The sequence below is a fragment of the Bacillus atrophaeus genome (assembly GCF_001584335.1).
In the GTDB taxonomy this organism is placed as follows: Bacteria; Bacillota; Bacilli; order Bacillales; family Bacillaceae; genus Bacillus; species Bacillus atrophaeus.
This window is the reverse complement of the sequence record NZ_LSBB01000001.1, coordinates 396,761-420,810: the sequence shown is the minus strand read 5'-3', so window position 1 is coordinate 420,810 and position 24,050 is coordinate 396,761. Positions and strand designations below refer to the sequence as shown.

The 24,050-nt window shown below is 44.5% G+C and carries 30 protein-coding genes; 4 read left to right on the top strand and 26 right to left on the bottom strand.

What is annotated here, in order from left to right:
- Positions 1-290: 290 nt before the first annotated feature.
- From spoIID to AXI57_RS02055, 4 genes are all read right to left on the bottom strand, one after another.
- Positions 291-1,322, bottom strand: coding sequence for a stage II sporulation protein D (gene spoIID / locus AXI57_RS02070; RefSeq protein WP_061669103.1), 1,032 nt, complete (start codon positions 1,320-1,322; stop codon positions 291-293).
- A gap of 212 nt (positions 1,323-1,534) precedes the next feature.
- Positions 1,535-2,845: a UDP-N-acetylglucosamine 1-carboxyvinyltransferase gene (murA, locus tag AXI57_RS02065; RefSeq protein WP_003326563.1), complete on the bottom strand. Its 1,311-nt coding sequence runs from the start codon at positions 2,843-2,845 to the stop codon at positions 1,535-1,537.
- Positions 2,846-2,878: 33 nt separating this feature from the next.
- Positions 2,879-3,619: a YwmB family TATA-box binding protein gene (locus AXI57_RS02060; protein WP_061669102.1), complete on the bottom strand. Its 741-nt coding sequence runs from the start codon at positions 3,617-3,619 to the stop codon at positions 2,879-2,881.
- Positions 3,620-3,753: 134 nt separating this feature from the next.
- Positions 3,754-3,984 carry a DUF1146 family protein gene (locus tag AXI57_RS02055; RefSeq protein ID WP_003326561.1) on the bottom strand — a complete coding sequence of 77 codons (231 nt, stop codon included), beginning with the start codon at positions 3,982-3,984 and terminating at the stop codon, positions 3,754-3,756.
- 193 nt (positions 3,985-4,177) lie between these two features.
- On the opposite strand from AXI57_RS02055, the gene AXI57_RS02050 reads away from it, so the two are divergent.
- Complete coding sequence (locus AXI57_RS02050) at positions 4,178-4,648, top strand: hypothetical protein (protein ID WP_061669101.1); 471 nt, start codon at positions 4,178-4,180, stop codon at positions 4,646-4,648.
- 37 nt (positions 4,649-4,685) lie between these two features.
- Here AXI57_RS02050 and AXI57_RS02045 read toward each other — a convergent pair whose 3' ends face one another.
- The 18 genes from AXI57_RS02045 to spoIIR form a co-directional block, all read right to left on the bottom strand.
- Entirely contained in the window at positions 4,686-5,084 is a 399-nt protein-coding gene (locus tag AXI57_RS02045; RefSeq protein WP_003326558.1) for a F0F1 ATP synthase subunit epsilon, read from the bottom strand.
- 23 nt (positions 5,085-5,107) lie between these two features.
- Positions 5,108-6,529 carry a F0F1 ATP synthase subunit beta gene (gene atpD / locus AXI57_RS02040; RefSeq protein ID WP_003326557.1) on the bottom strand — a complete coding sequence of 474 codons (1,422 nt, stop codon included), beginning with the start codon at positions 6,527-6,529 and terminating at the stop codon, positions 5,108-5,110.
- A 23-nt stretch (positions 6,530-6,552) separates the two neighbouring features.
- Positions 6,553-7,413 (bottom strand): ATP synthase F1 subunit gamma, encoded by an 861-nt coding sequence (atpG, locus tag AXI57_RS02035; RefSeq protein ID WP_061669100.1) that lies wholly within the window; start codon positions 7,411-7,413, stop codon positions 6,553-6,555.
- 76 nt (positions 7,414-7,489) lie between these two features.
- Positions 7,490-8,998 carry a F0F1 ATP synthase subunit alpha gene (atpA, locus tag AXI57_RS02030; protein ID WP_061669099.1) on the bottom strand — a complete coding sequence of 503 codons (1,509 nt, stop codon included), beginning with the start codon at positions 8,996-8,998 and terminating at the stop codon, positions 7,490-7,492.
- Between the two features lie 16 nt (positions 8,999-9,014).
- Positions 9,015-9,560, bottom strand: a complete 546-nt coding sequence (locus AXI57_RS02025; RefSeq protein ID WP_003326554.1) for a F0F1 ATP synthase subunit delta — start codon at positions 9,558-9,560, stop codon at positions 9,015-9,017.
- Positions 9,557-10,075, bottom strand: coding sequence for a F0F1 ATP synthase subunit B (atpF, locus tag AXI57_RS02020; protein WP_061669098.1), 519 nt, complete (start codon positions 10,073-10,075; stop codon positions 9,557-9,559). Before atpF ends, AXI57_RS02025 begins: the two co-directional genes overlap by 4 nt.
- Positions 10,076-10,209: 134 nt before the next feature.
- A complete protein-coding gene (atpE, locus tag AXI57_RS02015) occupies positions 10,210-10,422 on the bottom strand; it encodes a F0F1 ATP synthase subunit C (protein WP_003151167.1) in 213 nt (70 codons plus the stop codon).
- Between the two features lie 45 nt (positions 10,423-10,467).
- On the bottom strand, positions 10,468-11,202 hold the full coding sequence (gene atpB / locus AXI57_RS02010) for a F0F1 ATP synthase subunit A (protein ID WP_010790202.1): 735 nt from the start codon (positions 11,200-11,202) through the stop codon (positions 10,468-10,470).
- 7 nt (positions 11,203-11,209) lie between these two features.
- Complete coding sequence (atpI, locus tag AXI57_RS02005) at positions 11,210-11,593, bottom strand: ATP synthase subunit I (RefSeq protein WP_003326551.1); 384 nt, start codon at positions 11,591-11,593, stop codon at positions 11,210-11,212.
- Between the two features lie 431 nt (positions 11,594-12,024).
- On the bottom strand, positions 12,025-12,654 hold the full coding sequence (upp, locus tag AXI57_RS02000) for a uracil phosphoribosyltransferase (protein WP_061669420.1): 630 nt from the start codon (positions 12,652-12,654) through the stop codon (positions 12,025-12,027).
- A gap of 134 nt (positions 12,655-12,788) precedes the next feature.
- Positions 12,789-14,036, bottom strand: coding sequence for a serine hydroxymethyltransferase (glyA, locus tag AXI57_RS01995; protein WP_003326549.1), 1,248 nt, complete (start codon positions 14,034-14,036; stop codon positions 12,789-12,791).
- Between the two features lie 192 nt (positions 14,037-14,228).
- Positions 14,229-14,771, bottom strand: a complete 543-nt coding sequence (locus AXI57_RS01990) for a TIGR01440 family protein (protein ID WP_061669097.1) — start codon at positions 14,769-14,771, stop codon at positions 14,229-14,231.
- A gap of 12 nt (positions 14,772-14,783) precedes the next feature.
- Positions 14,784-15,233, bottom strand: coding sequence for a ribose 5-phosphate isomerase B (gene rpiB, locus AXI57_RS01985; protein ID WP_003326546.1), 450 nt, complete (start codon positions 15,231-15,233; stop codon positions 14,784-14,786).
- A gap of 89 nt (positions 15,234-15,322) precedes the next feature.
- Positions 15,323-15,778 (bottom strand): low molecular weight protein arginine phosphatase, encoded by a 456-nt coding sequence (locus tag AXI57_RS01980; protein ID WP_003326545.1) that lies wholly within the window; start codon positions 15,776-15,778, stop codon positions 15,323-15,325.
- 75 nt (positions 15,779-15,853) lie between these two features.
- Complete coding sequence (locus AXI57_RS01975) at positions 15,854-16,411, bottom strand: manganese efflux pump MntP (RefSeq protein ID WP_003326544.1); 558 nt, start codon at positions 16,409-16,411, stop codon at positions 15,854-15,856.
- Positions 16,412-16,488: 77 nt separating this feature from the next.
- Entirely contained in the window at positions 16,489-17,529 is a 1,041-nt protein-coding gene (locus AXI57_RS01970) for an L-threonylcarbamoyladenylate synthase (protein ID WP_003326543.1), read from the bottom strand.
- Positions 17,530-17,684: 155 nt separating this feature from the next.
- Entirely contained in the window at positions 17,685-18,128 is a 444-nt protein-coding gene (locus AXI57_RS01965; protein ID WP_061669096.1) for a GNAT family N-acetyltransferase, read from the bottom strand.
- Positions 18,129-18,197: 69 nt separating this feature from the next.
- Entirely contained in the window at positions 18,198-18,884 is a 687-nt protein-coding gene (spoIIR, locus tag AXI57_RS01960) for a stage II sporulation protein R (RefSeq protein ID WP_061669095.1), read from the bottom strand.
- Positions 18,885-19,049: 165 nt separating this feature from the next.
- Here spoIIR and AXI57_RS01955 point away from each other — a divergent pair, with 165 nt between their 5' ends.
- Positions 19,050-19,415 (top strand): UPF0715 family protein, encoded by a 366-nt coding sequence (locus tag AXI57_RS01955; RefSeq protein WP_003326540.1) that lies wholly within the window; start codon positions 19,050-19,052, stop codon positions 19,413-19,415.
- A 29-nt stretch (positions 19,416-19,444) separates the two neighbouring features.
- Here the strand turns inward: AXI57_RS01955 and AXI57_RS01950 are convergent, their stop codons facing one another.
- The 3 genes from AXI57_RS01950 to prfA all read right to left on the bottom strand — a co-directional run bounded on the left by AXI57_RS01950 (position 19,445) and on the right by prfA (position 21,856).
- Positions 19,445-19,732 (bottom strand): DUF5316 family protein, encoded by a 288-nt coding sequence (locus tag AXI57_RS01950; protein ID WP_061669094.1) that lies wholly within the window; start codon positions 19,730-19,732, stop codon positions 19,445-19,447.
- 185 nt (positions 19,733-19,917) lie between these two features.
- Complete coding sequence (gene prmC, locus AXI57_RS01945; RefSeq protein WP_061669093.1) at positions 19,918-20,784, bottom strand: peptide chain release factor N(5)-glutamine methyltransferase; 867 nt, start codon at positions 20,782-20,784, stop codon at positions 19,918-19,920.
- A 1-nt stretch (position 20,785) separates the two neighbouring features.
- Complete coding sequence (gene prfA, locus AXI57_RS01940) at positions 20,786-21,856, bottom strand: peptide chain release factor 1 (protein WP_010790211.1); 1,071 nt, start codon at positions 21,854-21,856, stop codon at positions 20,786-20,788.
- A 128-nt stretch (positions 21,857-21,984) separates the two neighbouring features.
- Between prfA and gloA2 the strand changes: the two genes are divergently transcribed.
- Together gloA2 and racA are read left to right on the top strand one after the other, a co-directional pair.
- The gene (gene gloA2, locus AXI57_RS01935) at positions 21,985-22,368 is read left to right on the top strand and encodes an SMU1112c/YaeR family gloxylase I-like metalloprotein (RefSeq protein WP_003326536.1); all 384 of its coding nucleotides are present in this window, start codon (positions 21,985-21,987) and stop codon (positions 22,366-22,368) included.
- 122 nt (positions 22,369-22,490) lie between these two features.
- Entirely contained in the window at positions 22,491-23,051 is a 561-nt protein-coding gene (gene racA / locus AXI57_RS01930; RefSeq protein WP_061669092.1) for a chromosome-anchoring protein RacA, read from the top strand.
- Positions 23,052-23,087: 36 nt separating this feature from the next.
- Here racA and AXI57_RS01925 read toward each other — a convergent pair whose 3' ends face one another.
- On the bottom strand, positions 23,088-24,044 hold the full coding sequence (locus AXI57_RS01925; protein WP_003326534.1) for an AEC family transporter: 957 nt from the start codon (positions 24,042-24,044) through the stop codon (positions 23,088-23,090).
- Between the last annotated feature and the right edge of the window lie 6 nt (positions 24,045-24,050).

Below are 24,050 nucleotides of genomic sequence, written 5' to 3'. Positions count from 1 at the left end.
GAAAGGGCTAAAAAACGAGTTTGTCCGCCTTTAGACTTTCGTTATATGAGTCCCTCGACGCTCGATCAGAAAAATACACGGTATGTGGATGTCTTTTCCACTTTAAAGCAACAGCAGTTCGGCAGGTTCTTTCATTCTTCTTACGCAAAAAGAAATCAGCTCAAAGATTTATCTCACATACGGCATGTTATATGTCTGCCATAGAATAGCCGAAGGCTCTGTAAATCTTTATCAAGCCGCAGCGGATATGATTTTTCCCATATAAAAAAAGACGCTTGAAGCAAGCGTCTTTATTTCTTAGCCATATACTTATTTAAAAACCCGTCAGCTTCAGAAATGGCCGTACCCTGATAATAGTACTTTACGATTTCATCGGCCGTCTTTCCTTCTTTAGCCATGTAATTGGCGCCATACTGGCTCATGCCGACTCCGTGCCCGAAGCCTTTGGTTGTCACGGTAATCTTGTCTCCGCTCCGCTTCCATTCAAAATCAGCGGAATTGAGGCCGAGCTTCTCCCGTATGTCTCTTCCCTTCAGCTTCTTGCCATTAATCACTGCTGAAGCCACCTGGTGCCCCGGGGTCTCCTCGGTTATCTGCCCCACCGTGTTTTGCCCCGTTAGCTGAACGCCAAGCTTTTGCTGAAATTCGGCAACAGTAAAGGTTTTGCTGGCAAGATACTTAGGTGACTTTTTGTCCCAAGAGCTTTTCACACTTTTTAAATAAGGGATCGCACTTGTCCAATAGGCCTCAGCATTTTCAGTATAACCGTTGCTTGTGGAAAAAAAAGACGCTTCAATCGGTTTATCATCGTACGTTAAAATCTTGCCTTGCGTGCCGGCAACAGCCTCTGTAATTTTCTTCAGGTTTTGCGTGTAGCTTGATCCCCATTGCTTTTTCAGCTCGTCCTTGCTTTTATAGACTTGAAACATTTGCGTATCGTCCACAAGCGAGCCTTTTGGCGCTTTTACTGCTGAGTTTGAAACCATCAGTCTTACAATAAAAGTTCTTGCTGCAAGAGACTGAGCCTTCAATGCTTCCATTTCAAATTTTATCGGCATTTCCGAGGCGACAACTCCGATGACATACTCTTCAAGAGGAATATCTTCTACAGATTGATGCGCCGTTCGATAGACAGGAATAGAAACCGGTGACTTTTTCAATGTTTCCGCTCCTTTTGACTCCCTCTGAGAGCCTGCTGTTGGTTGTTTGACTTCTTCTGATACCGCTGCCCCTCTTTCATGTTGAAACGGTATGACAAGGAGCGTAGGGATTAAGAGAATCAATACACATAGTCCGGATAGTGTGATTACGAAAGGTTTCATATTTAGCGGCCTCCTGCTTGAGATTCGACTCTACTTCATCTTATGGGCAGGGACAAGCTAATATGACTCTCCTTTTGGACATGAACTTTATTTGTTTTTATAGTTTTCACGTATTCTTTTTTCAGCATTTGTGCATAATGATGATAATAAACTCATTTTATAAAAGAATAAAAAAGCCAGTATGCCACTGCTGACATACTGACCCTCATCATTTATGCATTTAAGTCCGATACTGCTTCTTGGCTTTCTTGTTCAGCGGCTGATTCGTCCGTTACACGTTCGATATCCGCTCCAATACCTGCAAGCTTTTGGTGGAAGTTCACATAGCCGCGATCCAAATGTTTCAGTTCAGTTACACGAGTATGGCCTTCAGCCACTAACCCCGCAAGAATCAAAGCTGCACCCGCACGCAAGTCAGTAGCGGCAACTTCAGCTCCTTGAAGCTGAACAGGACCGTTAATAATTACAGAACGTCCTTCAATTTTAATATCACCATTCATACGGCGGAATTCTTCAGCATGCATAAAACGGTTTTCAAAAACAGTTTCCGTAATCATGCTTGTTCCGTTGGCACGAAGCAGCAGCGCCATCATTTGCGACTGCATATCCGTAGGGAATCCAGGGTGAGGCATTGTCTTAATATCAATCGGTTTCAGCTTAGCCGGACCGATAACACGCAGGCCTTCTCCTTCATCCTGTATTTTTACACCCATCTCTTCCATTTTTGCAATTAAAGAAGTAAGGTGCTCAGGAACTGCTCCTTTTACCAAAACATTTCCTTCTGTGATTGCAGCTGCAACCATAAAGGTTCCGGCTTCAATACGATCAGGAATAATATGATGTTTCACGCCATGAAGCTTGTCGACCCCTTCAATTTTGATGGTGCCGGTGCCAGCTCCGCGGATTTTGCCGCCCATGGCGTTGATGTAGTTCGCTAAGTCAACGATTTCAGGCTCTTTTGCCACGTTTTCCAGCGTTGTGGTTCCTTTGGCTAAAGCGGCTGCCATAATCAAGTTTTCTGTCGCTCCCACACTTGGGAAATCAAGATAGATTTTTGCGCCTTGCAGACGGCCTTCTACTTCAGCTTCAATAAAGCCATTGCCTACTTTGATTTTAGCGCCCATTGCTTCAAAGCCTTTTAGATGCTGATCTATCGGTCTTGAACCAATCGCGCATCCGCCAGGCAGCGCTACTCTTGAATGACCTGTACGCGCAAGCAGCGGACCCATGACAAGCACAGATGCTCTCATTTTACGCACATATTCAAAAGGTGCTTCAGTTTGTAAAGCGTATGAAGCATTCACAGTGACTTCATTATTTTCAAAATGCACATCTGCTCCTAAATGACGCAACACTTCATTAATTGTATATACATCGGAGAGCGTAGGTACATCACAAATTACGCTTTTTTCTTCACTTGCTAACAAAGATGCAGCGATAACAGGTAAAACGGCATTTTTTGCTCCTTCAACTTTAACTGTGCCGTTTAGCTTTTGACCGCCGCGGACGATGATTTTTTCCAAGGTATTCCCCTCCGCGTCCCAATATTCTCTATATTAATATTCAGTCGTAACGATTGGTGTGCCAACCGTAACGCTATGTTTTTCGCCCATTCCCGCACTTCTAAGTGCAACTTGCAAATTCATTTTGTGTTCCGGTGTCATGATGGAATCATTCCACTCATCGGTGTATGCAGAAATAGAGACGAAATTTGGCTCAACTACATTTTCAACAGGTTTTGCTTTAAATTCCTTAACTAATTGATTTGCATTTTTTTGCAAAACAATATTCATCTTACCATCTAAATGACCCTTAAGACAAGTGAAAATAAATACTTTTTCTTGGAATATGTCGAGTGCCTGCCGTTCAAACTGTTCATATGTATCATTCCAGCTTTCCGGTGTATCAAGACTCTTTTGCTCATATAGTAAATACGATGTCGGGTTGAAGTTTTTGAGGGTAGTAACAAGCTGCAGTTTAAAAGTTGTGTTATTTTTTTGGTCAGTATATGTGCCAACAGCCTTTACGATTTGCTCTTCCTTTGCCAGTTCCCAATGATATTGACGGTATTGGTTTTTTAAATGTTGCACTTTTTTATAAAATTCTTTTTCAGACAGCTCCATATTTTTTTTTGCATGCAATGTCCATTCGTCAACTGATACATCATGGCGATTCAAACCCTCGGCGATTTGAGCAAGCGGGCTTAACTCGCTGGCTTGAATCGAGTGAAATACTGCAATCATAAAGCTTAAAAAAACGGATAAAATAATGGCGTGAATCACTTGTTTTTTCTTCATTTCGCATCTTCCTCCCCTTATCCTCCATTGTTACCGGAGATAAGGAGCGGCATACGTGGAAAAACTCGTCAAAACTCGCGGAAAATCAGGAGAGCACTCTCCATTTATACCCGGTATTTCGATATTCAAAACCATTAAAAAAGGTATGGCAGCTGTTTTGAGTAATTGAGATAATCTAAAAAGAAGTTGCCGACTGTCGTTCCGATCGCAATGGTCAGAAGAATGATCAGAAGTCTGGCCTGAACCACTTTCCCTTTTCGGATCATCGGATCAAAATTAACGGCTTGCAGCGCCCACCAAGTAATCGCAATAAACAGCAAATGTGTCAAAATGCTGATGGCGGCCTGCTGACCCAATGCGCCCATCGTTTCCCATCTCCTTTCATTCATTTCCGTACTCCGTATATCCTTTCTTATTATATAGGAAGCAGAGATAAAGATGATAACTTTTATCATTTCAGAATGTTCTGTCAGAATTTTTATCCATATCTAGGAGTAATCACCACTTATCCGGCGGTTCTTGTGCATGGTATAATGTCTCCCGAGAGGAGCTGATAATGTGAATCATTCCTTTTTTCAGCCGGAAAAGCAATACGGTGAAGGCCTGCCGACATTTGAGCAGGAGTGGGAAGCAATCGCATTCTACTACGATTATAGACAGTCACAGCTTGAAGAACTGAGTGAATTGTGTCAGTTTCATAACATTTCTCTGACTTATACAAGAGAAAGCCTTGAAGAGCTGGAACATCTCTATTTTCAAAGTATACAAGAGCTGCTGCTCGCTGATTGGAAGCTTCCGATTGAAGAATTCGAAAAAATGATCAGCATTTATATCATAGATTGCGCCATTAAGCATCATCACGACGCGGAATGGGTTGTAGCCCCATATCCGTATACAGACGGCGCGTACACAATGGGATACAGAAGAGGGAACAAAACATGGCACACAGCCAATTGCTGTGAGAACTTATATTTGCGTAAAAAAGAACATCAACCGCTGCTTGCTTTATTTGACTCTCTTATACGATAGAAAAAAATCCTTCTCAAACTGAGAAGGATTTTTTCGTTTATTTCCCTACAACATCCAATCTGTTCAAGGCTCGCTGTAAAGCAAGCTCAGCCCGACGAATGTCAGTATCATCTGATCGTGTATTCAAACGGTCTTGTGCCCGCTGTTTCGCAGCCTGGGCACGCTCTGTGTCGATACCTTCCGCTGTCTCCGCAGATTGAGCAAGAATGGTAACATGATCCGGACGGACTTCAACAAATCCGCCGCTGACAGCAACCAATTCAGTCTGACCGTCTTTTTTCAAACGGACAGCGCCGATTTTAAGCGGAGCGACAGTCGGAATATGTCCGGGTAAAATACCGAGCTCTCCGCTCTCCGCTCTTACACTCACCATTTCAATATCCGCATCATACACTGGGCCGTCGGGAGTAACGATATTGACTTTAACGGTCTTCATGCTTTTACCCTCCTAGGACCAGATTAAACTTCTACACCCATTTCTTTCGCTTTCTCAATGACTTCTTCAATACGTCCGACAAGACGGAACGCATCTTCAGGAAGGTGGTCGTACTTACCTGCTAAAATTTCTTTAAAACCTTGTACGGTTTCTTTAACAGGCACGTAAGATCCTTTCTGTCCTGTGAACTGTTCAGCCACGTGGAAGTTTTGAGATAGGAAGAATTGAATGCGGCGCGCGCGCTGAACGACAAGCTTGTCTTCGTCACTCAATTCATCCATACCGAGGATCGCAATGATATCCTGAAGCTCTTTGTAACGCTGAAGCGTTGATTGTACTTCACGGGCAACCGCATAATGCTCTTCTCCGACAATTTCAGGAGCAAGGGCGCGTGATGTAGAAGCCAACGGATCCACCGCAGGGTAGATACCCATTTCAGTTAACTTACGCTCAAGGTTCGTCGTCGCATCCAAGTGGGCGAACGTCGTTGCAGGCGCCGGGTCAGTGTAGTCATCGGCAGGCACGTAGATCGCCTGTATAGATGTAACCGATCCAACATTTGTAGACGTGATCCGCTCTTGAAGCTGACCCATTTCTGTTGCAAGCGTAGGCTGGTAACCAACCGCTGAAGGCATACGGCCGAGAAGGGCTGATACTTCAGAACCTGCTTGTGTAAAGCGGTAGATGTTATCAATAAAGAACAATACGTCCTGTCCTTGGACATCACGGAAGTGCTCTGCCATTGTAAGACCTGTAAGTGCAACACGCATACGTGCGCCAGGCGGTTCGTTCATTTGTCCGAATACCATGGCCGTTTTATTAATAACGCCTGAATCGCTCATCTCGTAGAAAAGGTCGTTTCCTTCACGAGTACGCTCTCCGACACCGGCGAATACAGAGATACCGCCGTGCTCTTGCGCGATGTTGTTGATCAATTCCTGGATCAATACGGTTTTACCTACACCGGCTCCACCGAACAATCCGATCTTACCGCCCTTAATATAAGGAGCAAGCAAATCAACAACTTTAATACCTGTTTCAAGGATTTCCACTTCTGTAGAAAGCTGATCAAATGACGGAGCTTGTCTGTGAATCGGATCTTTCTCCGTGTTTGCCGCAAGCGGTTCATTCAAATCAATATTTTCTCCAAGTACGTTAAATACACGTCCCAATGTTACATTACCAACCGGCACTGAAATAGGAGAACCTTGGTCCACCGCTTCCATTCCGCGCTGAATACCGTCTGTAGATGCCATCGCAATCGTACGTACAGTATCGTCGCCTAAATGAAGTGCGACTTCTAGCGTTAAATCGATGCCTACTTCATTTTCACCTGTTGCTGGTTGTGAAACTTTAATCGCATTATATATTTCAGGTAAGTGACCGTCTTCAAAACGTACGTCAACGACAGGTCCCATTACTTGGCTAACGCGTCCTTTCTTCATCGCTATCCCTCCTGACAAAATCTCTATTCTAAGGCAGATGCACCGCCGACAATTTCCGTAATCTCTTGAGTGATGGCTGCTTGGCGTGCACGGTTATATGACAGTGAAAGGGAATCAATAAGATCCTTCGCATTATCAGTCGCGCTTTTCATCGCCGTCATTCTCGCAGCATGTTCACTTGCTTTACTGTCAAGAAGCGCTCCGAAAATTAAGCTTTCTGCATATTGAGGAAGCAAAACCTCCAGAATCTCCTCTTCAGACGGTTCAAATTCGTATGAAGCCGTTCTTTTGCCTCCGCCGCCTAAATCAGTTAACGGCAAAAGCTTTTTCTCCGACACTTCTTGGGAAATCGCACTGACATAATGGTTGTAGAACAAATGCAGTTCATCAAATGCTTCATCAATAAACATTTGCACCGTTTGACGCGCCAAATCTTTAATTTCAGTGAATGTGACTTCATCACCAAGTCCGGTTAATTCAGAAATAATCGGAACTCCGCGGTTCTTAAAGAAATCGCGGCCTACTCTTCCGATCACGATAACCGTATATTCATCCTTTGACTGATGGCGCTCTTGAATCGCCTGGTATGCGTTACGCAAAACAGAACTGTTAAAAGCTCCTGCGAGTCCCCGGTCAGATGTGATGACCAAATACGCAGTCCGCTTCACTTCTCTACTGACAAGCATCGGATGATTTACACTTCCGGATCCCTGCCCAACGTTTGAAACAACCTCCTGGATCTTATCCATATAAGGAACAAACGATTTTGCATTGTTTTCAGCACGATTCAACTTTGCAGCAGATACCATTTGCATGGCTTTTGTAATCTGGCTTGTTTTTTTCGTTGACGTGATCCTTGACTTTATATCGCGTAATGAGGCCAAAGATTTCACCACCTTTTTTCTTCATCTGCGTAAAAAGAGAGAAAAAGAGAACCTTTTTCTCTCATAAACATGCCTGTTAGTTGCTTGGTGCGAATGTACGTTTGAAACCTTCGATTGCGGCAGAGAAGTCTTCATCTGCCGGAAGATTTCCTGTTTGGGAAATGCCGTTAAGCAGTTCTTTATGGTTTTGATCAAGGTACATGTAGTACTCTTCTTCAAAACGGCGGATATCCGCTACAGGAATATCATCAAGATATCCTTTTGTGAGCGCATAAAGAATTGCAACCTGCTTCTCAACCGGAAGCGGTTTGTTTAGATCCTGCTTCAGAACTTCAACTGTACGCGCACCGCGGTTCAGTTTAGCCTGAGTCGCTTGATCAAGGTCTGATCCGAATTGAGCGAATGCTTCCAGCTCACGATAAGAAGCTAGATCAAGACGCAATGTACCTGCAACCTTTTTCATCGCTTTGATTTGAGCTGAACCGCCGACACGTGATACAGACAATCCGGCGTTGATTGCCGGGCGAACACCCGAGAAGAACAAATCGGATTGCAGGAAGATTTGTCCGTCTGTAATAGAAATAACGTTCGTAGGAATGTAAGCTGAAATATCTCCGGCTTGCGTTTCTACGAATGGCAAAGCTGTAATTGAACCCGCGCCTTTCGCGTCACTAAGCTTCGCTGCACGTTCAAGCAGACGTGAATGAAGATAGAATACATCTCCAGGGAACGCTTCACGGCCCGGAGGACGGCGAAGAAGCAAGGACAGCTCACGGTAAGCAGCTGCTTGTTTAGAAAGATCATCATATACAACCAAAACGTGCTTGCCGTTATACATGAATTCTTCTCCCATTGTAACCCCTGCATACGGTGCGAGGTACAGAAGCGGAGCCGGCTGTGACGCAGATGCCGTTACAACGATTGTATAATCAAGAGCGCCGTGTTTACGCAATGTTTCTACAACGCCGCGGACTGTTGATTCTTTTTGTCCGATCGCAACATACACACAGATCATGTCTTGATCTTTTTGATTTAAAATCGTATCAATCGCTACAGATGTTTTACCTGTTTGACGGTCCCCAATGATAAGCTCACGCTGGCCGCGGCCGATCGGAATAAGGGCATCTATCGCTTTAATACCGGTTTGAAGCGGTTCATGAACGGATTTACGATCCATTACACCAGGAGCCTGGCTTTCAATCGGACGAGTCTTGCTTGTTAAAATCGGACCAAGTCCGTCAACAGGCTGTCCTAATGGATTCACAATACGCCCGATTAATTCTTCCCCTACCGGAACTTCCATGATGCGGCCCGTTCTTTTGACCTCGTCTCCTTCACGGATTTCTGTGTAAGGTCCTAAGATAACGATACCTACGTTTGATTCTTCAAGGTTCTGAGCCATTCCCAAAACACCATTTGAAAATTCGACAAGTTCACCGGCCATACAATTGTCAAGGCCATGTACGCGGGCAATACCGTCACCGATTTGGATGACAGTACCTACGTCATGAACTTCAATCTCAGATTGATAATTTTGAATTTGCTGCTTTATCAGCGTGCTAATCTCTTCAGCTTTGATGCTCACTTAGGTTTCACCCCTTCTATCGAATTTCACCGGCAAGTTGACGTTCAATGCGTTCAAGCTTTCCGCTTACACTGCCGTCAAAAATCCGGTTTCCAATGCGGACTTTTACGCCGCCTATTAAATCCGTCTGCACTTCATTTCTGATTCTGAGTGAAGCGACTCCGGCTTTTTTTGCAAATACTTGAGATAATGATGCAGTTTCCGCATCTGTCAGCGGTTTTACCGAGTATACAATCGCATCTTCAGTCTGGCGTACCTTGTTCGCCAGCTTCACAAACTCGTCTGTGAGATCAGGCACAATCGAAGTCCGGTGACGGTCAATCAGAAGAAAGATTGTATGCAGCACAGGCTGGGCGACAGAACCAAAAGCATTTTGAATCAGCTCTTTTTTCTTCGCAGCCGGCACTTTCGGATGGTTTAATACATCATTTAATGCTTTTTCGTTTTGGAACACTTCTTTTACAACTTTAAGCTCTTCTTCTATTTCATTGATTTGAGAGGACTCAAGCGCAATGTCGAAAAGAGCTGATGCATAGCGTTTAGAGACAGCAGATCCACTCATCGGCTTTCTCCTACCTCTTTAAGATAATCCTGAATCAATTGGTCTTGAGCTTGTTCGTCGAGTTCTTTTTCAATGACTTTCGATGCAATCATGACAGAAAGTGACGCGACTTGCTCGCGAAGAGCGGCGACCGCTTGTTCTTTTTCTTTTACGATCTCCGTTCTTGCTGCTTCTTTCAAACGCTCAGATTCTTCGCGGGCAGCCAAAATAATGGATTCTTTCTGCTGCTCTCCAAGTTTCTTCGCATTTTCGATAAGCGTTTGGGATTCTTGTCTCGCTTCTTTTAGAAGAACGCGCTGCTCATCAATAAGCTGCTTCGCTTCTTCATTTTTTTGTTCAGCGGACGTAATTTCTCCCGCAATATGGTCTTCACGTTGTTTCATTATGTTTAAAAGCGGCCCTAAAGCGAATTTCTTTAAGAACGCTAATAGAATTAACATTGCGATCAGTTGGAACAGGATATCTCCGCCGTTAAACGAAATACCGGCTCCTAACACAAGTGGTAATTGAGACATCTACTACGGCAACTCCCTTCTGCAGGTTTTTCTTTGCTGACGGCAGCCAGTCGGCGCTTATCAGACATAAAGCAATGGCGAAGGTTCTCTTGGAATGATCTTCGCCATTTTTAGTTCATATAAGGCTTTCATGCTTAGCCAAAGAACGCTAAGAATGCGATAACGACAGCGATAATAGGAAGGGCTTCAACTAAAGCGATACCCATGAACATAAGAGTTCTAAGTTCTTTACCTGCTTCCGGCTGACGGGCAATTCCCTCTACCGTACGTGAAACAATCAAACCGTTACCAATACCTGCACCAAGTGCGCCTAAACCAATTGCAATCGCAGCTGCTATTAAATTCATGAAAAAGTTCCTCCTTTAAAATGTTATCCATTTGGATATAATGTTTTAGTGATCATGACTAATTTTGTGAGACATGTATACCATTGTCAGCATCGTGAAGATAAACGCCTGAATGGCACCAATGAACAAGCTGAACGCCTGCCATGCAAGCATTGGAATAATCGCTCCGATTGTTCCAACCAAGCCGAGCAACACACTGTTCGAGTAGAAGCTCGTTGCCATACTCGCAAGCAGTCCGAGAAGTATTTCACCGGCAAATATGTTACCGTAAAGACGCAAGCCGAGAGTCAGCGTGTTTGCAAACTCTTCAATAATCTTCATCGGGAATAAAAGCGGAACCGGTCTTAAGTAATCCTTGCTGTATTCCTTTAATCCCTTCATCTTCACCCCATAATAATGGGTTAATGAAACAACCATAACGGCAAGAGTCAGTGTAATGGCCGGATCTGCTGTCGGTGATTTCCACCATAACTCGTGTCCGATTGTAACAGAGAACGGCAGCCCCAGCATATTTGATACAAATATGTACATCAGTAAAGTGACACCGAGGGCCAAGAAGTTAGCTCCTGTTTTCAAATCCATTGTACTGCCAATAATATTACGGACAAAATCAACAATCCATTCCATAAAATTCTGGGCTTTTCCTGGCCGGATTGAAAGCGCGCGTGTCGTAAGCAAAGCGATTAAAAACACGATCACACTCGCCACAGTAATCATAAGAACGTTTGTTAAATTGAAAGTTAAACCGAGAAACTCATAAGTTCTGTATTCATGATTCAAAGGGTTTTCACCTCTCTTCCATTGATGAACGTTTAAGCTGGATAAAGGAATCTATCATAATGACAGGGTAAATCGTCATTAATCCAATAATTACGCTTGCCATATGAACATTTTGGGGATACTTGTAAGCAATGGCCACAGCGAGAATCGCATTGCACCACCGCGCTGCGCTCCCAAGAGATCGTATGGTCTTTCCTTTTGCGACGGCTTTATCAAAAGCATTCATTCTTCTGATGAGAAGCCAAAGGTTAAACAAACTGAAACCAGTCCCGAGAATCAAGCCTAAGAATATGGTTTTATATGCTGTAAAACCGTAACCCAGTACATAGACTGCTAACATGATGAATAGATATTTTCGTTGTCTGCTGAATGTAAGATTGGGATCGTCCATCGACTATCTGTCTCCTGATGAAAAAGTAATGTGTATCTTGGATACGGCAATATCAGCGGTTAACCCTAGTAGAAGACCCTTTTCCGCTCGGAAAAAACGGTCCTGTTCGAAAAAATCATTCATCCGCCAGCATGACCTGAAGTCTTGCAAGGATGCTGTTTCGTTCGCTTTTATAAATCCTCATTAACAAGGGTTTCTAGGAGGATTTATATTGAGGACGAATACTATAATGAAAGCTATGAAAACCTTCTCATAATACCCTCGTTTAGCATACAATAGCCCCCAACATGTGTCAATCTGTTTAAAGTTAAAAAACTTTTTATAACAACAGCCTACACAGAATGTTCACAATTTCACCTATAAATGTATAAGAGCTACCCGAATATCAAAAAAATGGATAAAAAAAGAAAACCCATTTGGGTTTTCTTTCATTATTTCGTTCCGAACATTCTGTCTCCCGCATCACCAAGACCAGGGACAATATATCCTTTTTCGTTCAATTTTTCATCAAGGGCGGCTATGTAAATGTCCACATCCGAATGATGCTTTTGCAATTCTTCAACACCCTCAGGCGCTGCAACCAGACACATAAAGCGAAGATTTTTCGCCCCGCGCTTTTTGAGGCTGTTGATTGCTTCTACGGCAGAACCTCCTGTGGCAAGCATAGGGTCAACAACGATAAACTCACGCTCTTCCACATCTGAAGGAAGCTTCACATAGTATTCAACAGGTTTTAAGGTTTCTGGATCGCGGTATAAACCGACATGTCCCACTTTTGCGGCAGGAATAAGCTTCAATATACCGTCAACCATCCCAAGCCCCGCTCTCAGTATAGGGACGATTCCAAGCTTTTTCCCTGCGATGACGTTCGATCTTGCAGCTTGAACCGGTGTTCTAACGTCCACTTCCTGAAGAGGAAGATCACGTGTAATTTCAAAGGCCATAAGAGTGGCAACTTCATCCACAAGCTCTCTGAAATCCTTTGTGCCAGTTTCTATGTTTCGAATATATGTCAGCTTATGCTGAATTAAAGGATGATCAAATACATAAACCTTTCCCATGCTGTGTTTCAGCTCCTTTTTTATTGTCCCGAGTGACAATTTCACACTTCTATTGATTCTACAAAAAAAGACAGCGAGTTTCAAGAACATCGTAAAAAAACCCGTCCGGCTCATTGCCGGCGGGTTTCTGCATTTTAGTAGTCTAACTCTTTATATAGAGGGAATTTTTCTGTCAAAGCGGAGACGCGCTGTCTTGCTTCTTCCAGTTTCCCTTCATCTTCGTGGTTTTTCAATGCAAGCGCGATGATGGCTCCGACTTCATCCAATGCTTCTCCGTCAAAACCGCGGCTTGTTACAGCTGCTGTTCCAAGACGGATACCGCTTGTTACGAAAGGTTTTTCCGGATCATACGGAATCGCGTTTTTATTTGATGTAATGCCGATTTCGTCAAGCACATGCTCCGCAACCTTACCAGTTAGGCCAAGGGAACGAAGATCAACAAGCACCAAGTGGTTGTCAGTTCCGCCTGATACCAATTGCACGCCTTCTTTATTTAATGAATCAGCAAGACGCTTTGCATTAGAGATGACGTTTTCAGCGTATGTTTTGAAATCGTCTTTTAATACTTCACCGAAAGAAACGGCTTTCGCAGCAATAACGTGCATAAGCGGTCCGCCTTGGATTCCAGGGAAGATCGACTTATCAATCTTTTTGCCGAACTCTTCGCGGCAAAGGATCATTCCTCCGCGAGGTCCGCGAAGTGTTTTATGAGTCGTTGTCGTTACGAAATCAGCATAAGGAACCGGGTTCGGATGAAGGCCTGCAGCAACAAGTCCTGCGATATGGGCCATGTCCACCATCACGTAAGCGCCGACTTCATCTGCGATCTCACGGAATTTCTTAAAGTCGATCGTGCGAGGATAAGCGCTCGCTCCGGCTACGATAAGTTTAGGCTTATGCTCAAGAGCTTTTTGGCGTACATCTTCGTAATCAATATATTGAGTTTCTTTATCTACACCGTACTCTACAAAGTTGTATTGAACGCCGCTGAAGTTTACAGGGCTTCCGTGAGTTAAATGACCGCCATGGGAGAGGTTCATCCCAAGTACAGTATCGCCATGCTCCAAAATCGTGAAGTAAACAGCCATGTTTGCTTGTGCGCCTGAATGCGGCTGAACGTTTACGTGTTCCGCACCAAAGATCTCCTTCGCGCGGTCACGTGCAATGTCCTCAACGACATCTACGTGCTCACAGCCTCCGTAGTAGCGTTTGCCTGGATAGCCTTCCGCATATTTATTAGTTAAGACAGATCCTTGTGCTTCCATTACTGCTTCACTTACGAAGTTTTCAGAAGCAATCAATTCGATCTTTGTCTGTTGACGTTTACGCTCATCTTTAATAGCACTAAAAACTTGTTCATCTTGCGCAGGTAAATGTTTCATCAGCGAGATCCTCTCCTATCCGTTTCCATTTCTTTATGTTTTGCCACCACTATTGTACATGGTTTTTCAGGTGAATGTAAAAGATTATTTTGAAAAAACACAATTTCTTTCTGGTAAAACCGAATATTATTACTTCAAAACCTTATTATAGTTCGAAACCCGACCGTTTTTAGAATTGTGAAACACTTCTTGTTATTCACATTCATAAACGGCCCGAACACCACCGATCAGTTTCGGTCTTGAACGCGCCAGTGTCACATGAGCTGCGCCGAACTGGTTTTTCGAGATGCGAACGGGTACGGCCACAGGTTTGAGATGCATGCCGATGAATGTGTCGCCGACGTCTATGCCGGCATCAGCTTGAATGGTTTCCACCAAAACTGGAGATGCCATCTGTTTAAAAGCATAGGAAGCCATTGCTCCGCCGGCTTTCGGTACGGGTACGGCAGAAACAGCGGGAAGCCTGTACCGCTCAGCCGTTTCCTCTTCCACCACAAGCGCTCTGTTTAAATGCTCACAGCACTGAAAAGCGAGTCGGATTCCCGTGTTTTGCTGAAGCTCATAAAGGCCGCTGTAAATATCCTCAGCAATGCCTTCGCTTCCGGAGGTGCCGATATGCCTGCCCGCCACTTCGCTTGTACTGCAGCCCAGCACAAGAAGCTGATTCTTTTTTAGCATTGCTTTTTCCTGAAATTCAGAGAGCATCGCCGTCCATGTTTGCTTCATCTCACTCATTGAGCTGCACCCCTACAGGTTTTTCTCTTCGTAATCTGAGATTTTGCCGATCCGAGTCTGATGGCGTCCTGCGGTAAATTCAGTCGTAAGCCAAACTTTCGCAATGTCGCGCGCTAAGCCAGGGCCGATAACACGCTCCCCCATGGCGAGTACATTTGTATCATTATGTTCTCTCGTCGCTTTCGCACTGAATGTATCGTGCGCCAAAGCACAGCGGATGCCTTTGACCTTGTTGGCGGAGATGCTCATTCCAATCCCCGTCCCGCAAATCAGGATGCCTCTGTCAACTTCACCGTTTACGACTTTTTCCGCTACCGGAAAAGCATAATCCGGGTAATCGACTGATCCGCTGCCGCAGTCACATCCCATATCAATATAATCAATTTGCATTTCTTGCATTAGATTTATAATTTCGGTTCGAATTTGAACGCCGCCATGATCTGATGCTATGGCTACTTTCATCAGCTTTTCCTCCCAGCGTGTGATATTGCCTTTATTCTACTCTTTCACGGAGGTTTTGCAAATGACTTGTTTGCAGATTTTCTGACAAATTATCTGTCTTTGTTTTTCTGCAATTGTTCAGCCAGCAGATTCAATAAATCTTCCAGCTCATCTCTTGACCGCCGATAAACTTCAAGCGTTCCTCCGAAAGGGTCCGTTACATCCTCGTCAACGCCCGCCGCATACTCTTTAATGGTAAATACTTTGTCACTGTGTGAACCGAATTGATTGATGATCAGCTGTTTGTGCTGATTGGTCATCGTCAAAATGAGATCAGCCGCTTCCACATCTTCTTCCGTTAACTGTGAGGACACGTGATTGAGCGCGATGTGTTTTTCAAACAGCGCCTCTATCGCATAGGGTGATGCTTTTCCGTTTGGCGAAGCGAAGACGCCGGCAGAACGGACGGTAACATCAAGACCCTTTTTTTCTGCAATTGATTTAAAAAGCGCCTCAGCCATCGGACTGCGGCACGTGTTTCCTGTACAAACAAATATGATGTTCATCTCAGTCACCCCTTATTCTACTATTATAAATGAAGAAAAAAAGAAACGGCTATTTCGTTTCTTTTTTTATGTATATTAAATTGGCAAAAGCAGCTTAAGGCCAAATCCGATTAATATCGCTCCTCCAAGCGCTTCACTGTAGGAGCCGAGCCATGACTGCACTTTTTTTCCGACCAGCAGCCCAACCCATGTCAGAACCATGCTGAACAAGCCAAACAGCGCAATGGTCACGATCGGTTTGGATCCATATATCCCCAGGCTCAGACCGACTGAAAAACTGTCGAGACTGACACCGATTGCAAATATCAATAATCCCGGCCCCTCAGGTGAAATCAGCCGTTCTTCCGACTGTTTAAAAGATGCCAGCATCATCTGGATCCCCAACATTAACAGCAGGGCGCCTCCGATATAGATAGCCAGCACGCCCAGAGCGCCGGATAAGAACCTGCCCGTCGCCATTCCGACGAGCGGCATGATGACGTGAAAGAGACCGATGATCAGCCCGATATGAAAAATTTGCTGTTTTCTAAGTTTGATCATGCCCATCCCGAGACCGACTGAAAAAGCATCCATACCCAGCGCAAATGCCATCATGCTTAAGGTGAGCAGTTCCCCTACAAAGATACCCGCCATTACATACATAACCCCCTCGGACATGCCCGCTTGTTTAGCTTATGCGTGTCCAAAAGAGGATAGAACCCTTGTCTGTATTAGTGAATAACTTTGCCTCCGGCAGCTTTCATCAGCCTGTTCATGATGGCGTGGCCAACGCCTGTATTTGGAAATGCTTCAGCTATAATAAAATCAACCTTTACTTCATCAAAGCTCCGCAGCGCGTCATATAACGAGGCGGCTACTGTTTCAAGCTGATCTCTCCTGCCGCAGCTCTTCACAAAATCAGCTTCATAGATATCCGCGCGTTCTTCTGTGGTAAGCACGCCGACTCGTTTTCCGCTTTGCTGATATTCCCTGACAAGAGCCTGAATGCGCTCTGCACTTCCTTCGGTGACCGCAAGCGGCGCAGATGGCGCATAGTGCGTATATTTCATGCCGGGAGAAATCGGTGTCTCATTTTTTTCAGTCAGCCCTTTATCCACAAGAACCTCACCGATTTCTTCTTCAATCTGCTCCTTGGTAATTCCGCCCGGCCGAAGCAGAACCGGCATATCTTCCGAACACGAAATCACGGTCGATTCCACGCCAAGCCCAGTGGCTCCTCCATCTATAATTCCGGCAATCCGCCCGTTTAAATCATGCTCAACATGCTCCGCTCTTGTCGGACTTGGCTTCCCGGATAAATTGGCGCTCGGTGCCGCAATCGGCAGCCCCGATGAGCGGATGAGAGCAAGCGCAAGCGGATGGTCCGGCATTCTCACCGCCACTGTTTCAAGGCCTGCCGTCACACGCGGGGAAAGCACGCCGGGTTTACACGGCAATACAAGAGTAAGCGCTCCGGGCCAAAACTGTTTCATCAGTTTCTTTGCTTTTTCCGATGCAGGTCCGGCTATGCGATCAAGCTGGCTGATGTCTGCAATATGAACGATCAGGGGATTATCACTCGGCCGTCCTTTCGCCTCATAAATTTTCATGACCGCTTCTGTGCTTTCTGCATTTGCTCCAAGTCCGTAGACGGTCTCTGTCGGAAATGCCACAACCTCATTTTGCCGCAGTAAATCAGCTGCCTGTGCAATCTGTGGGTCTTTTGTGGATAACTTATCATGTACATCCACAGTCCATCTTTTCGTTTTCATATATAACCAAACTCCTTATTCACAACAATAAAACTTTATTATCACACGTTTAATCCTTTTGAAAGTATAAAAGATGTCCTTCAATAAAACAAGCGTTATCCACAAATTGTGGACAACGCTGAGGGAGAAGTGGATAAGTATGTGTATAAATCGGCTTATGCTGATGTTTTTTTCATTAAAATCGATCCCTCTGTTTGCAGAGATTCACGAAAATGATCTGAGTCATAGAGTTCTTCCGGCACACTGTCGGCTTGTGTAAACCCCATAACCTGCAAGAAATCCACTGATGAATGCTGATTAGCGATCAGGTATACGGTTTTAATTTCGTGTTTTTCACAGAGTACCTCCATGCTTTGAAACAGAGTCACAATATGGCTTTGGCTGAGCTTGTCCGATACGACGAGTGAGCGAAGCAGGCCTTTCCCCTTGCTGAAGTTCTCCATTCCCAGACAGGCGGCAATTTGTTTCGCGCTGTCTTCTAAGATGATGAACCGTGTTTTGCTTCTATTCACACCTGCGTGATTGGTACCCGCCTGCTTTAAAAACGCCTCAATCATTTCCCCGTCCTTTTCTCTCGCTGCCCGTAATTGATAAAACATGCTCTCACCCCGTTTATTACGTCTCTTTCTTTCAATCTATGAGGTGAAAATGATTTTATACCTGTTCCATCAAGAAAATAGATCAGAAAACCATTCAACAAGGAAAAACTTCACTTCTGTATCATCTTCTTTTTTGTCATCCTGCGATTTTTCCGCTTTTTCCGCTTTCGCTGTCAAATCATCAAGGGCCTTTTCTGTCTGTTCTTTTGAAACTTCTTCCTCAGCTTTCTTATCCTCTTGTTCTTGGACGGCTTCCCCGTTTGAAAAGTCAAGGAAACATAGCGGCGGGAATAGAACACACCACCAATTGGCGCCCTCTCCCTCGCCAAGAGTAATCAAGATGGCCTCATATTCGCCTGCCGGATAAACCATATTGCCGTAGAGCTTGGTCGGAAACGAGATTTTATCAAAATCGACCGATAGCTGTTGATGAGCGCCTTCTTTTTTCATCTCCTCTTTAGCAATGTTTTTGATTTCAGGCAGCTTTGAGCGGATGAGTCTCCGTGCTTCTTCTATAGATGTAATATCCTTTACCCATTTTGTTATCTCTTTATTCACCGCGTCTCGAATATGCCGTTTTAATTCTTGGTCTTTGTCTTTGTCACTGTTTGCCAATATTCTCAGCCGGATCGCTTCATCCGGTATGACAACCGGTTCATTACTGGATGCTTGTGCGGTTTCTTCTTTTCCCAAATTCACAAGTGCTCCTGTTAATAAGAGAAATATATATATACAGATCATAATTGTTTTCTTCATCGGTCCCCACCGTTCCTCTCCGTACTTTGATCTTCTAGCCTTATTATGGTCAAGAAGGAGAGAGTTTAAACAAATCGGGAAGAAAAAATCTAGTAAGCTTTTAATCTGCTTTTTCTTCGTTTATGATCAAATATGGTACGATATAGTTTTAATAGGAGGTTTATGATGAAATTTAGTTACGTGCTGCTTCTGTCGGCTTTTACAATGTCCGTTATCTATTCTGTCGTTTATGTTCAAGCGTTTGTGATCGCCGCTCTTGTGACGATGGCATTTTATTTTTTATTTCCTTATTTGGTTTTTGCGCTTCCGCTTCAAGTTGTGCTGAATAAAAAGCCGAAGCGGTTCAGTCCCTTATATTTGCTCTATTATCTCGCAGCGGCTTTCGTGGCCAACGGCATCATCTTTTCCGTCTTGCAATCAGCCGACCAGCCGCCCCTGCTGCAAAATAAAGCATTCTATCTATTCGGGGTTTTAACGGCTGTTGTTTATTGGTTTTGGGATTCTGTGTTAGGAGAGAAAAAAGAAGCCTGAGTATAACAGGCTTCCCTGCTCACCCGCAGTTATATAAGGAGAAAAATGAGATAGCAGATGATAGTAGGCACCGCTATCCCTAAAAAGGTGAGAGCGATCTTAAAACGCGCATCCCGGCCTTCTTTTGTTTCTGAGTGATAATTGGCTCTTTGCTGCATTCCGCTGACAGCCAATCCGGATGTTATGATACTTATTGCAATGAAAATAATAGCTCCCGTTCCGAATATAGATTGAAATGACATGCTGTCCCTCAATATAAAGCCGATGATCCCCTCAATGCCCGCAAGAACAATACCCGCCGCAAAGGCCTTCTTCATTCCGCATTTCTCCTTTCACTAAGAAAGGTTTCATTTTATCGTATGAAACTGATTGGCAAAAAACCACAATTCGTCTGCTCTTCTTTACATTCCTTGTTTTTTCTGTAAACAAACTTCGCTTCTAAAAAAAAGCTTGCAGGCTGCGTCCGTTTATTGGACATAGCCGGCAAGCTTTCGAAATAGATTTACTCAGACTTCTGAATCAACGCGCATACTGTTCTGTCTTTTCCATTAATGTCTTTCAATACTTCTACTTCCGCATTCGGGAAGGTGCGCAGAAACATCTCTTTGACCGCATCTCCCTGCTTCCAGCCGATCTCAAAGACGACAAGTGCTTTGTCATTCATCACACGCGGAATATCTTCCATAAAGCGCTTGTAGAATCTCAAACCGTCTCCCCCGTCTGTCAGTGCATGAAGAGGTTCATGGAAACGAACGACATTCGATAAGTCCGCCATTTCTTCTTCCGAAATATATGGCGGGTTTGATACGATGATGTCCGCTTTTTTTCCCTCTTTAATAAATGGCTCCAGTAAATCACCTTCAAAAAAGTCGACTTTCGCCCCCAGCCGTTCTGCGTTCTCGGCTGCAATCTGCAATGCTTCTTTTGATATATCAATTGCTGAAACGGAAAAGTGTTTATTTTCAAGTGCGAGTGTGACGGCAATCGCCCCGCTCCCGGTGCCTACATCAATGACACGTAACGGTTCGCCTTCCGGAAATACCCGCTTCTGTTTCTCAAGAAGACGAAGGACAACTTCCTCAGTTTCAGGACGGGGAATCAGTACATCATCATTCACGATAAACACTCTGCCATAAAAGGCTTCTTTCCCTATGATATATTGAACGGGAACGCCTTCTTTATGCATCTCCACGTGACGTTTGAATCGGTACAGCTCGTCTTCGCTAATCGGGTCCTGCAGACTGGCGAAAAGCTTGCTGCGGTCCATTCCGATATCATTCATTAACAATAGCTCCGCCGCATTCCGGTCTCTGCCCGCTTCAGTTAAATAAGAAGAAGCCCAATTCAGGGCTTCAAATATCTTCTTCATCCTATTCTTCCGCCTTTTGCAGCTTGCTGGACTGATCTTCCATGATCAGAGCATCAACAAACTCATCGAGCTTACCTTCAAGGATTTGATCAAGCTTTTGAATGGTAAGTCCGATGCGGTGGTCCGTCACACGGTTCTGCGGAAAATTGTACGTGCGGATCCGCTCTGAACGGTCGCCTGTACCGACTGCAGACTTACGGGTTTGATCGTATTCAGCCTGCGCTTCCTGCTGGAACTTATCGTAAACACGCGCGCGAAGCACTTTCATGGCTTTTTCTTTGTTTTTAATCTGTGATTTCTCGTCTTGGCAAGACACCACGACACCGGTCGGCAAATGGGTCAGACGGACGGCAGACATTGTCGTATTTACACTTTGTCCCCCCGGTCCGCTTGAAGTAAACGTATCGACACGAATATCTTTTTCATGAATGTCCACTTCAACCTCTTCCGCTTCCGGAAGACAGGCTACTGTTGCCGTAGATGTATGGATGCGCCCGCCTGATTCTGTTTCAGGGACACGCTGCACACGGTGTGCGCCGTTTTCATACTTTAGTTTCGAGTAAGCGCCTTTTCCGTTGATCATAATAATGATTTCTTTATAACCGCCGGTTCCCGTTACACTCGCTTCCATGATTTCAGTTTTCCAGCCTTGAAGCTCGGCATAGCGGCTGTACATGCGGTATAAATTACCTGCAAACAGCGCCGCTTCTTCACCGCCCGCTGCTCCGCGGATCTCCATGATGACGTTTTTATCATCATTCGGATCTTTAGGTACAAGCAATAGTTTGAGCTGGTCTGTCAGGGCTTCCGTTTCATCCTGAAGCTCAGAAATCTCTTCTTTCACCATTTCCCGCATTTCGGCATCGAGCTTATCTTCAAGCATCGCCTTTGCATCAGCCAGCTGTTCTGATGCATCTCTGTAGCGTCTATATACTTCAACTGTCTCTGAAATGTCGGATTGTTCTTTTGAATATTCTCTGAGTTTATTCGGGTCATTGACGACCTCTGGATCAGATAACAGTTCATTTAATTTCTCATATCGTTCTTCGATTGACTTTAAACGGTCTAACACGGTCTTCACCTCTGTTTTCCTGTGCGTAACATTCTCATTATAGTATAGGGCTTACCGCCAGTCAAAAGCAATTCTATCCGATCAAAACATCCGATTTGATATACTGTAAAAAAAGAGGAGGGTTTCCATTGTTCGAATCCATTCACCATATCGCTATAATATGTTCCGATTATGAAAAGTCGAAAACTTTTTACACAGAGAAGCTTGGGTTTGATATCGTTCAAGAAACGTACCGGAAAGAGCGGGATTCATATAAACTTGATCTTTCCCTTGGCGGCACGTATGCCATTGAACTGTTTTCTTTCCCTGATCCGCCCGCGCGCCAGACGCATCCGGAAGCGGCAGGGTTGCGCCACCTCGCCTTCACAGTCAGAGATCTTGATCAAGCTGTGAAGAAGCTTGGTGAAAAAGGCATTGTTACGGAGCCGGTCAGAATTGATCCTTTGACAGGCAAACGATTTACTTTCTTTTCCGATCCTGACGGGCTCCCTTTGGAACTGTATGAGCGGTAACGGTTAATTGAAGAAAAAAGGGAAATCACCACTTTCTTTGACGAATCTTTTCTTGTTTTGTCTAACGTGAAGGGAACCGGATCACTTAGTCGAATACCTACCTGAAAAGGAGGTATGCGATTATGAATACCAATGTGGTGGCAAGAGAACTCGGTGTATCAACCAAAACTGTCCAGCGGTGGGTCAAGCAGCTGAATCTTCCGGCAGAACGGAATGAACTTGGACACTATTCCTTTACAGAAGATGATGTGAACGTGCTGAAATCGGTTCAAAAACAAATTTCTGAGGGTGTCGCGCTCCAAGAAGTAAACGTTCCGCGGCAGCATAAAAAGCGTTCGGGTTTTATCCTGCAAAAAACGAACGGCGGTGCATCCGAACAAAGAATAGAGCAGCTGGAACAGAAGCTCTCTGCCCTTTTACAGCAAAAGCAGTCAGAGGACAAGCTTCTGGCAAGGCTGGATGAGCTTGAACGGCAGCTCAAACAGAAGGCCGACGAAGGTGTGTCGTATCAGTTGCTCCAGCACAGAAGAGAGATTGATGACTTACACGCAGATCTGCAATCTCTCGCCTCACAAACAAAGCATCTATCCGCTGCCGAGCCAATCCCCGAAACGGCTGCTTCCTCTGAAAAGACAAAAACCAGAAAAAAACCGCTCCTATCACTTTTTAAGTTTCAGACCTAATAAAAAAGCTCCCTTTTGACAGGGAGCTTTTTTTTTCTACGCAGTAAGCGCGATAATAATCGGCAGTGAAATCAGTGACAGAATCGCACTGATCACAAACGCAGAAGCCGTTTCTTCTTCTTGTTTCTCGAATCGTGTCGCAATCATAGCTGCTACAGCTGAACCCGGGAACGCAACAAGCAGGATGGCTTTTGTTGTTTGGTCAGCAGGCAAACCGACAGCAAGGGCGATCAAGAACATTAACGCAGGCTGAACGGCAACTTTCAGCAAGGCAATACCAAAGGCCGGCATGCTGAGTTTAATTTTGCGGATACCAACTGTTACACCGACTGCAAAGAGCGCCACGCCCGAAGTCGTGCTTCCAAGCTGATCAAGCATCTTCACGCCTAGTTCAGGAAGCGAAACACCGCAAAGAACCAGAATCATACTAGCCAGCGGAGCTGCAGCAAGCGGTTCAGAAAGACCGTGCAAAATTGATTTCCCTGTCATTTTCCAAAAACTTTCGCTGTTCGCATCTTTCTTCTTCGATGACTCACCGACAGTTGCAATGATGATGGCAAGCGGGTCAAGCATCGCGTTAACCACGATACCCGTCACCGCGATCGGAATCGCAACCTCTTGAGCGCCGAACAAACTTCCCAATACAGGAATACCCATAAAGGCGAAAGTTGGCTGGGCTGAGTTCAGTGAGAAAACTGATGAATTTGTTAAATCATATTTAAAAACAAATTTACATACTAAAAGAATAACAATATAAAAGCCGACGATTCCAATAATCAATGATACCATTAAAGGTACTTGTGATAAAAATTCACTTCTGGAAGTTGTTAAAATACCAGCGATAAAGTGAGCCGGAAGTGCGTATTTTGTGACTAACGTACTTACCCCTTTTGCAGACTTAGCATCATAACTTCCGAAATGACCAGCGAACCATCCCAGCACGATAACGAAAAATATCGGTGCCAGGAGGATTAAAATATCTAAGAAGCTCAAGATTTT

Excerpts from the sequence above, each read along its gene's own strand:
- spoIID (WP_061669103.1), bottom strand. The coding sequence starts at position 1,322 with ATGAAACCTTTCGTAATCACACTATCCGGACTATGTGTATTGATTCTC.
- AXI57_RS02060 (WP_061669102.1), bottom strand. The coding sequence starts at position 3,619 with ATGAAGAAAAAACAAGTGATTCACGCCATTATTTTATCCGTTTTTTTA.
- AXI57_RS02055 (WP_003326561.1), bottom strand. The coding sequence starts at position 3,984 with ATGGGCGCATTGGGTCAGCAGGCCGCCATCAGCATTTTGACACATTTG.
- AXI57_RS02045 (WP_003326558.1), bottom strand. The coding sequence starts at position 5,084 with ATGAAGACCGTTAAAGTCAATATCGTTACTCCCGACGGCCCAGTGTAT.
- atpD (WP_003326557.1), bottom strand. The coding sequence starts at position 6,529 with ATGAAGAAAGGACGCGTTAGCCAAGTAATGGGACCTGTCGTTGACGTA.
- AXI57_RS02025 (WP_003326554.1), bottom strand. The coding sequence starts at position 9,560 with ATGAGTGGATCTGCTGTCTCTAAACGCTATGCATCAGCTCTTTTCGAC.
- atpF (WP_061669098.1), bottom strand. The coding sequence starts at position 10,075 with ATGTCTCAATTACCACTTGTGTTAGGAGCCGGTATTTCGTTTAACGGC.
- atpE (WP_003151167.1), bottom strand. The coding sequence starts at position 10,422 with ATGAATTTAATAGCAGCTGCGATTGCAATTGGTTTAGGCGCACTTGGT.
- atpI (WP_003326551.1), bottom strand. The coding sequence starts at position 11,593 with ATGGACGATCCCAATCTTACATTCAGCAGACAACGAAAATATCTATTC.
- upp (WP_061669420.1), bottom strand. The coding sequence starts at position 12,654 with ATGGGAAAGGTTTATGTATTTGATCATCCTTTAATTCAGCATAAGCTG.
- glyA (WP_003326549.1), bottom strand. The coding sequence starts at position 14,036 with ATGAAACATTTACCTGCGCAAGATGAACAAGTTTTTAGTGCTATTAAA.
- AXI57_RS01990 (WP_061669097.1), bottom strand. The coding sequence starts at position 14,771 with ATGAGTGAGATGAAGCAAACATGGACGGCGATGCTCTCTGAATTTCAG.
- rpiB (WP_003326546.1), bottom strand. The coding sequence starts at position 15,233 with ATGAAAGTAGCCATAGCATCAGATCATGGCGGCGTTCAAATTCGAACC.
- AXI57_RS01980 (WP_003326545.1), bottom strand. The coding sequence starts at position 15,778 with ATGAACATCATATTTGTTTGTACAGGAAACACGTGCCGCAGTCCGATG.
- AXI57_RS01975 (WP_003326544.1), bottom strand. The coding sequence starts at position 16,411 with ATGGCGGGTATCTTTGTAGGGGAACTGCTCACCTTAAGCATGATGGCA.
- AXI57_RS01970 (WP_003326543.1), bottom strand. The coding sequence starts at position 17,529 with ATGAAAACGAAAAGATGGACTGTGGATGTACATGATAAGTTATCCACA.
- AXI57_RS01965 (WP_061669096.1), bottom strand. The coding sequence starts at position 18,128 with ATGTTTTATCAATTACGGGCAGCGAGAGAAAAGGACGGGGAAATGATT.
- spoIIR (WP_061669095.1), bottom strand. The coding sequence starts at position 18,884 with ATGAAGAAAACAATTATGATCTGTATATATATATTTCTCTTATTAACA.
- AXI57_RS01955 (WP_003326540.1), top strand. The coding sequence starts at position 19,050 with ATGAAATTTAGTTACGTGCTGCTTCTGTCGGCTTTTACAATGTCCGTT.
- AXI57_RS01950 (WP_061669094.1), bottom strand. The coding sequence starts at position 19,732 with ATGAAGAAGGCCTTTGCGGCGGGTATTGTTCTTGCGGGCATTGAGGGG.
- prmC (WP_061669093.1), bottom strand. The coding sequence starts at position 20,784 with ATGAAGAAGATATTTGAAGCCCTGAATTGGGCTTCTTCTTATTTAACT.
- racA (WP_061669092.1), top strand. The coding sequence starts at position 22,491 with ATGAATACCAATGTGGTGGCAAGAGAACTCGGTGTATCAACCAAAACT.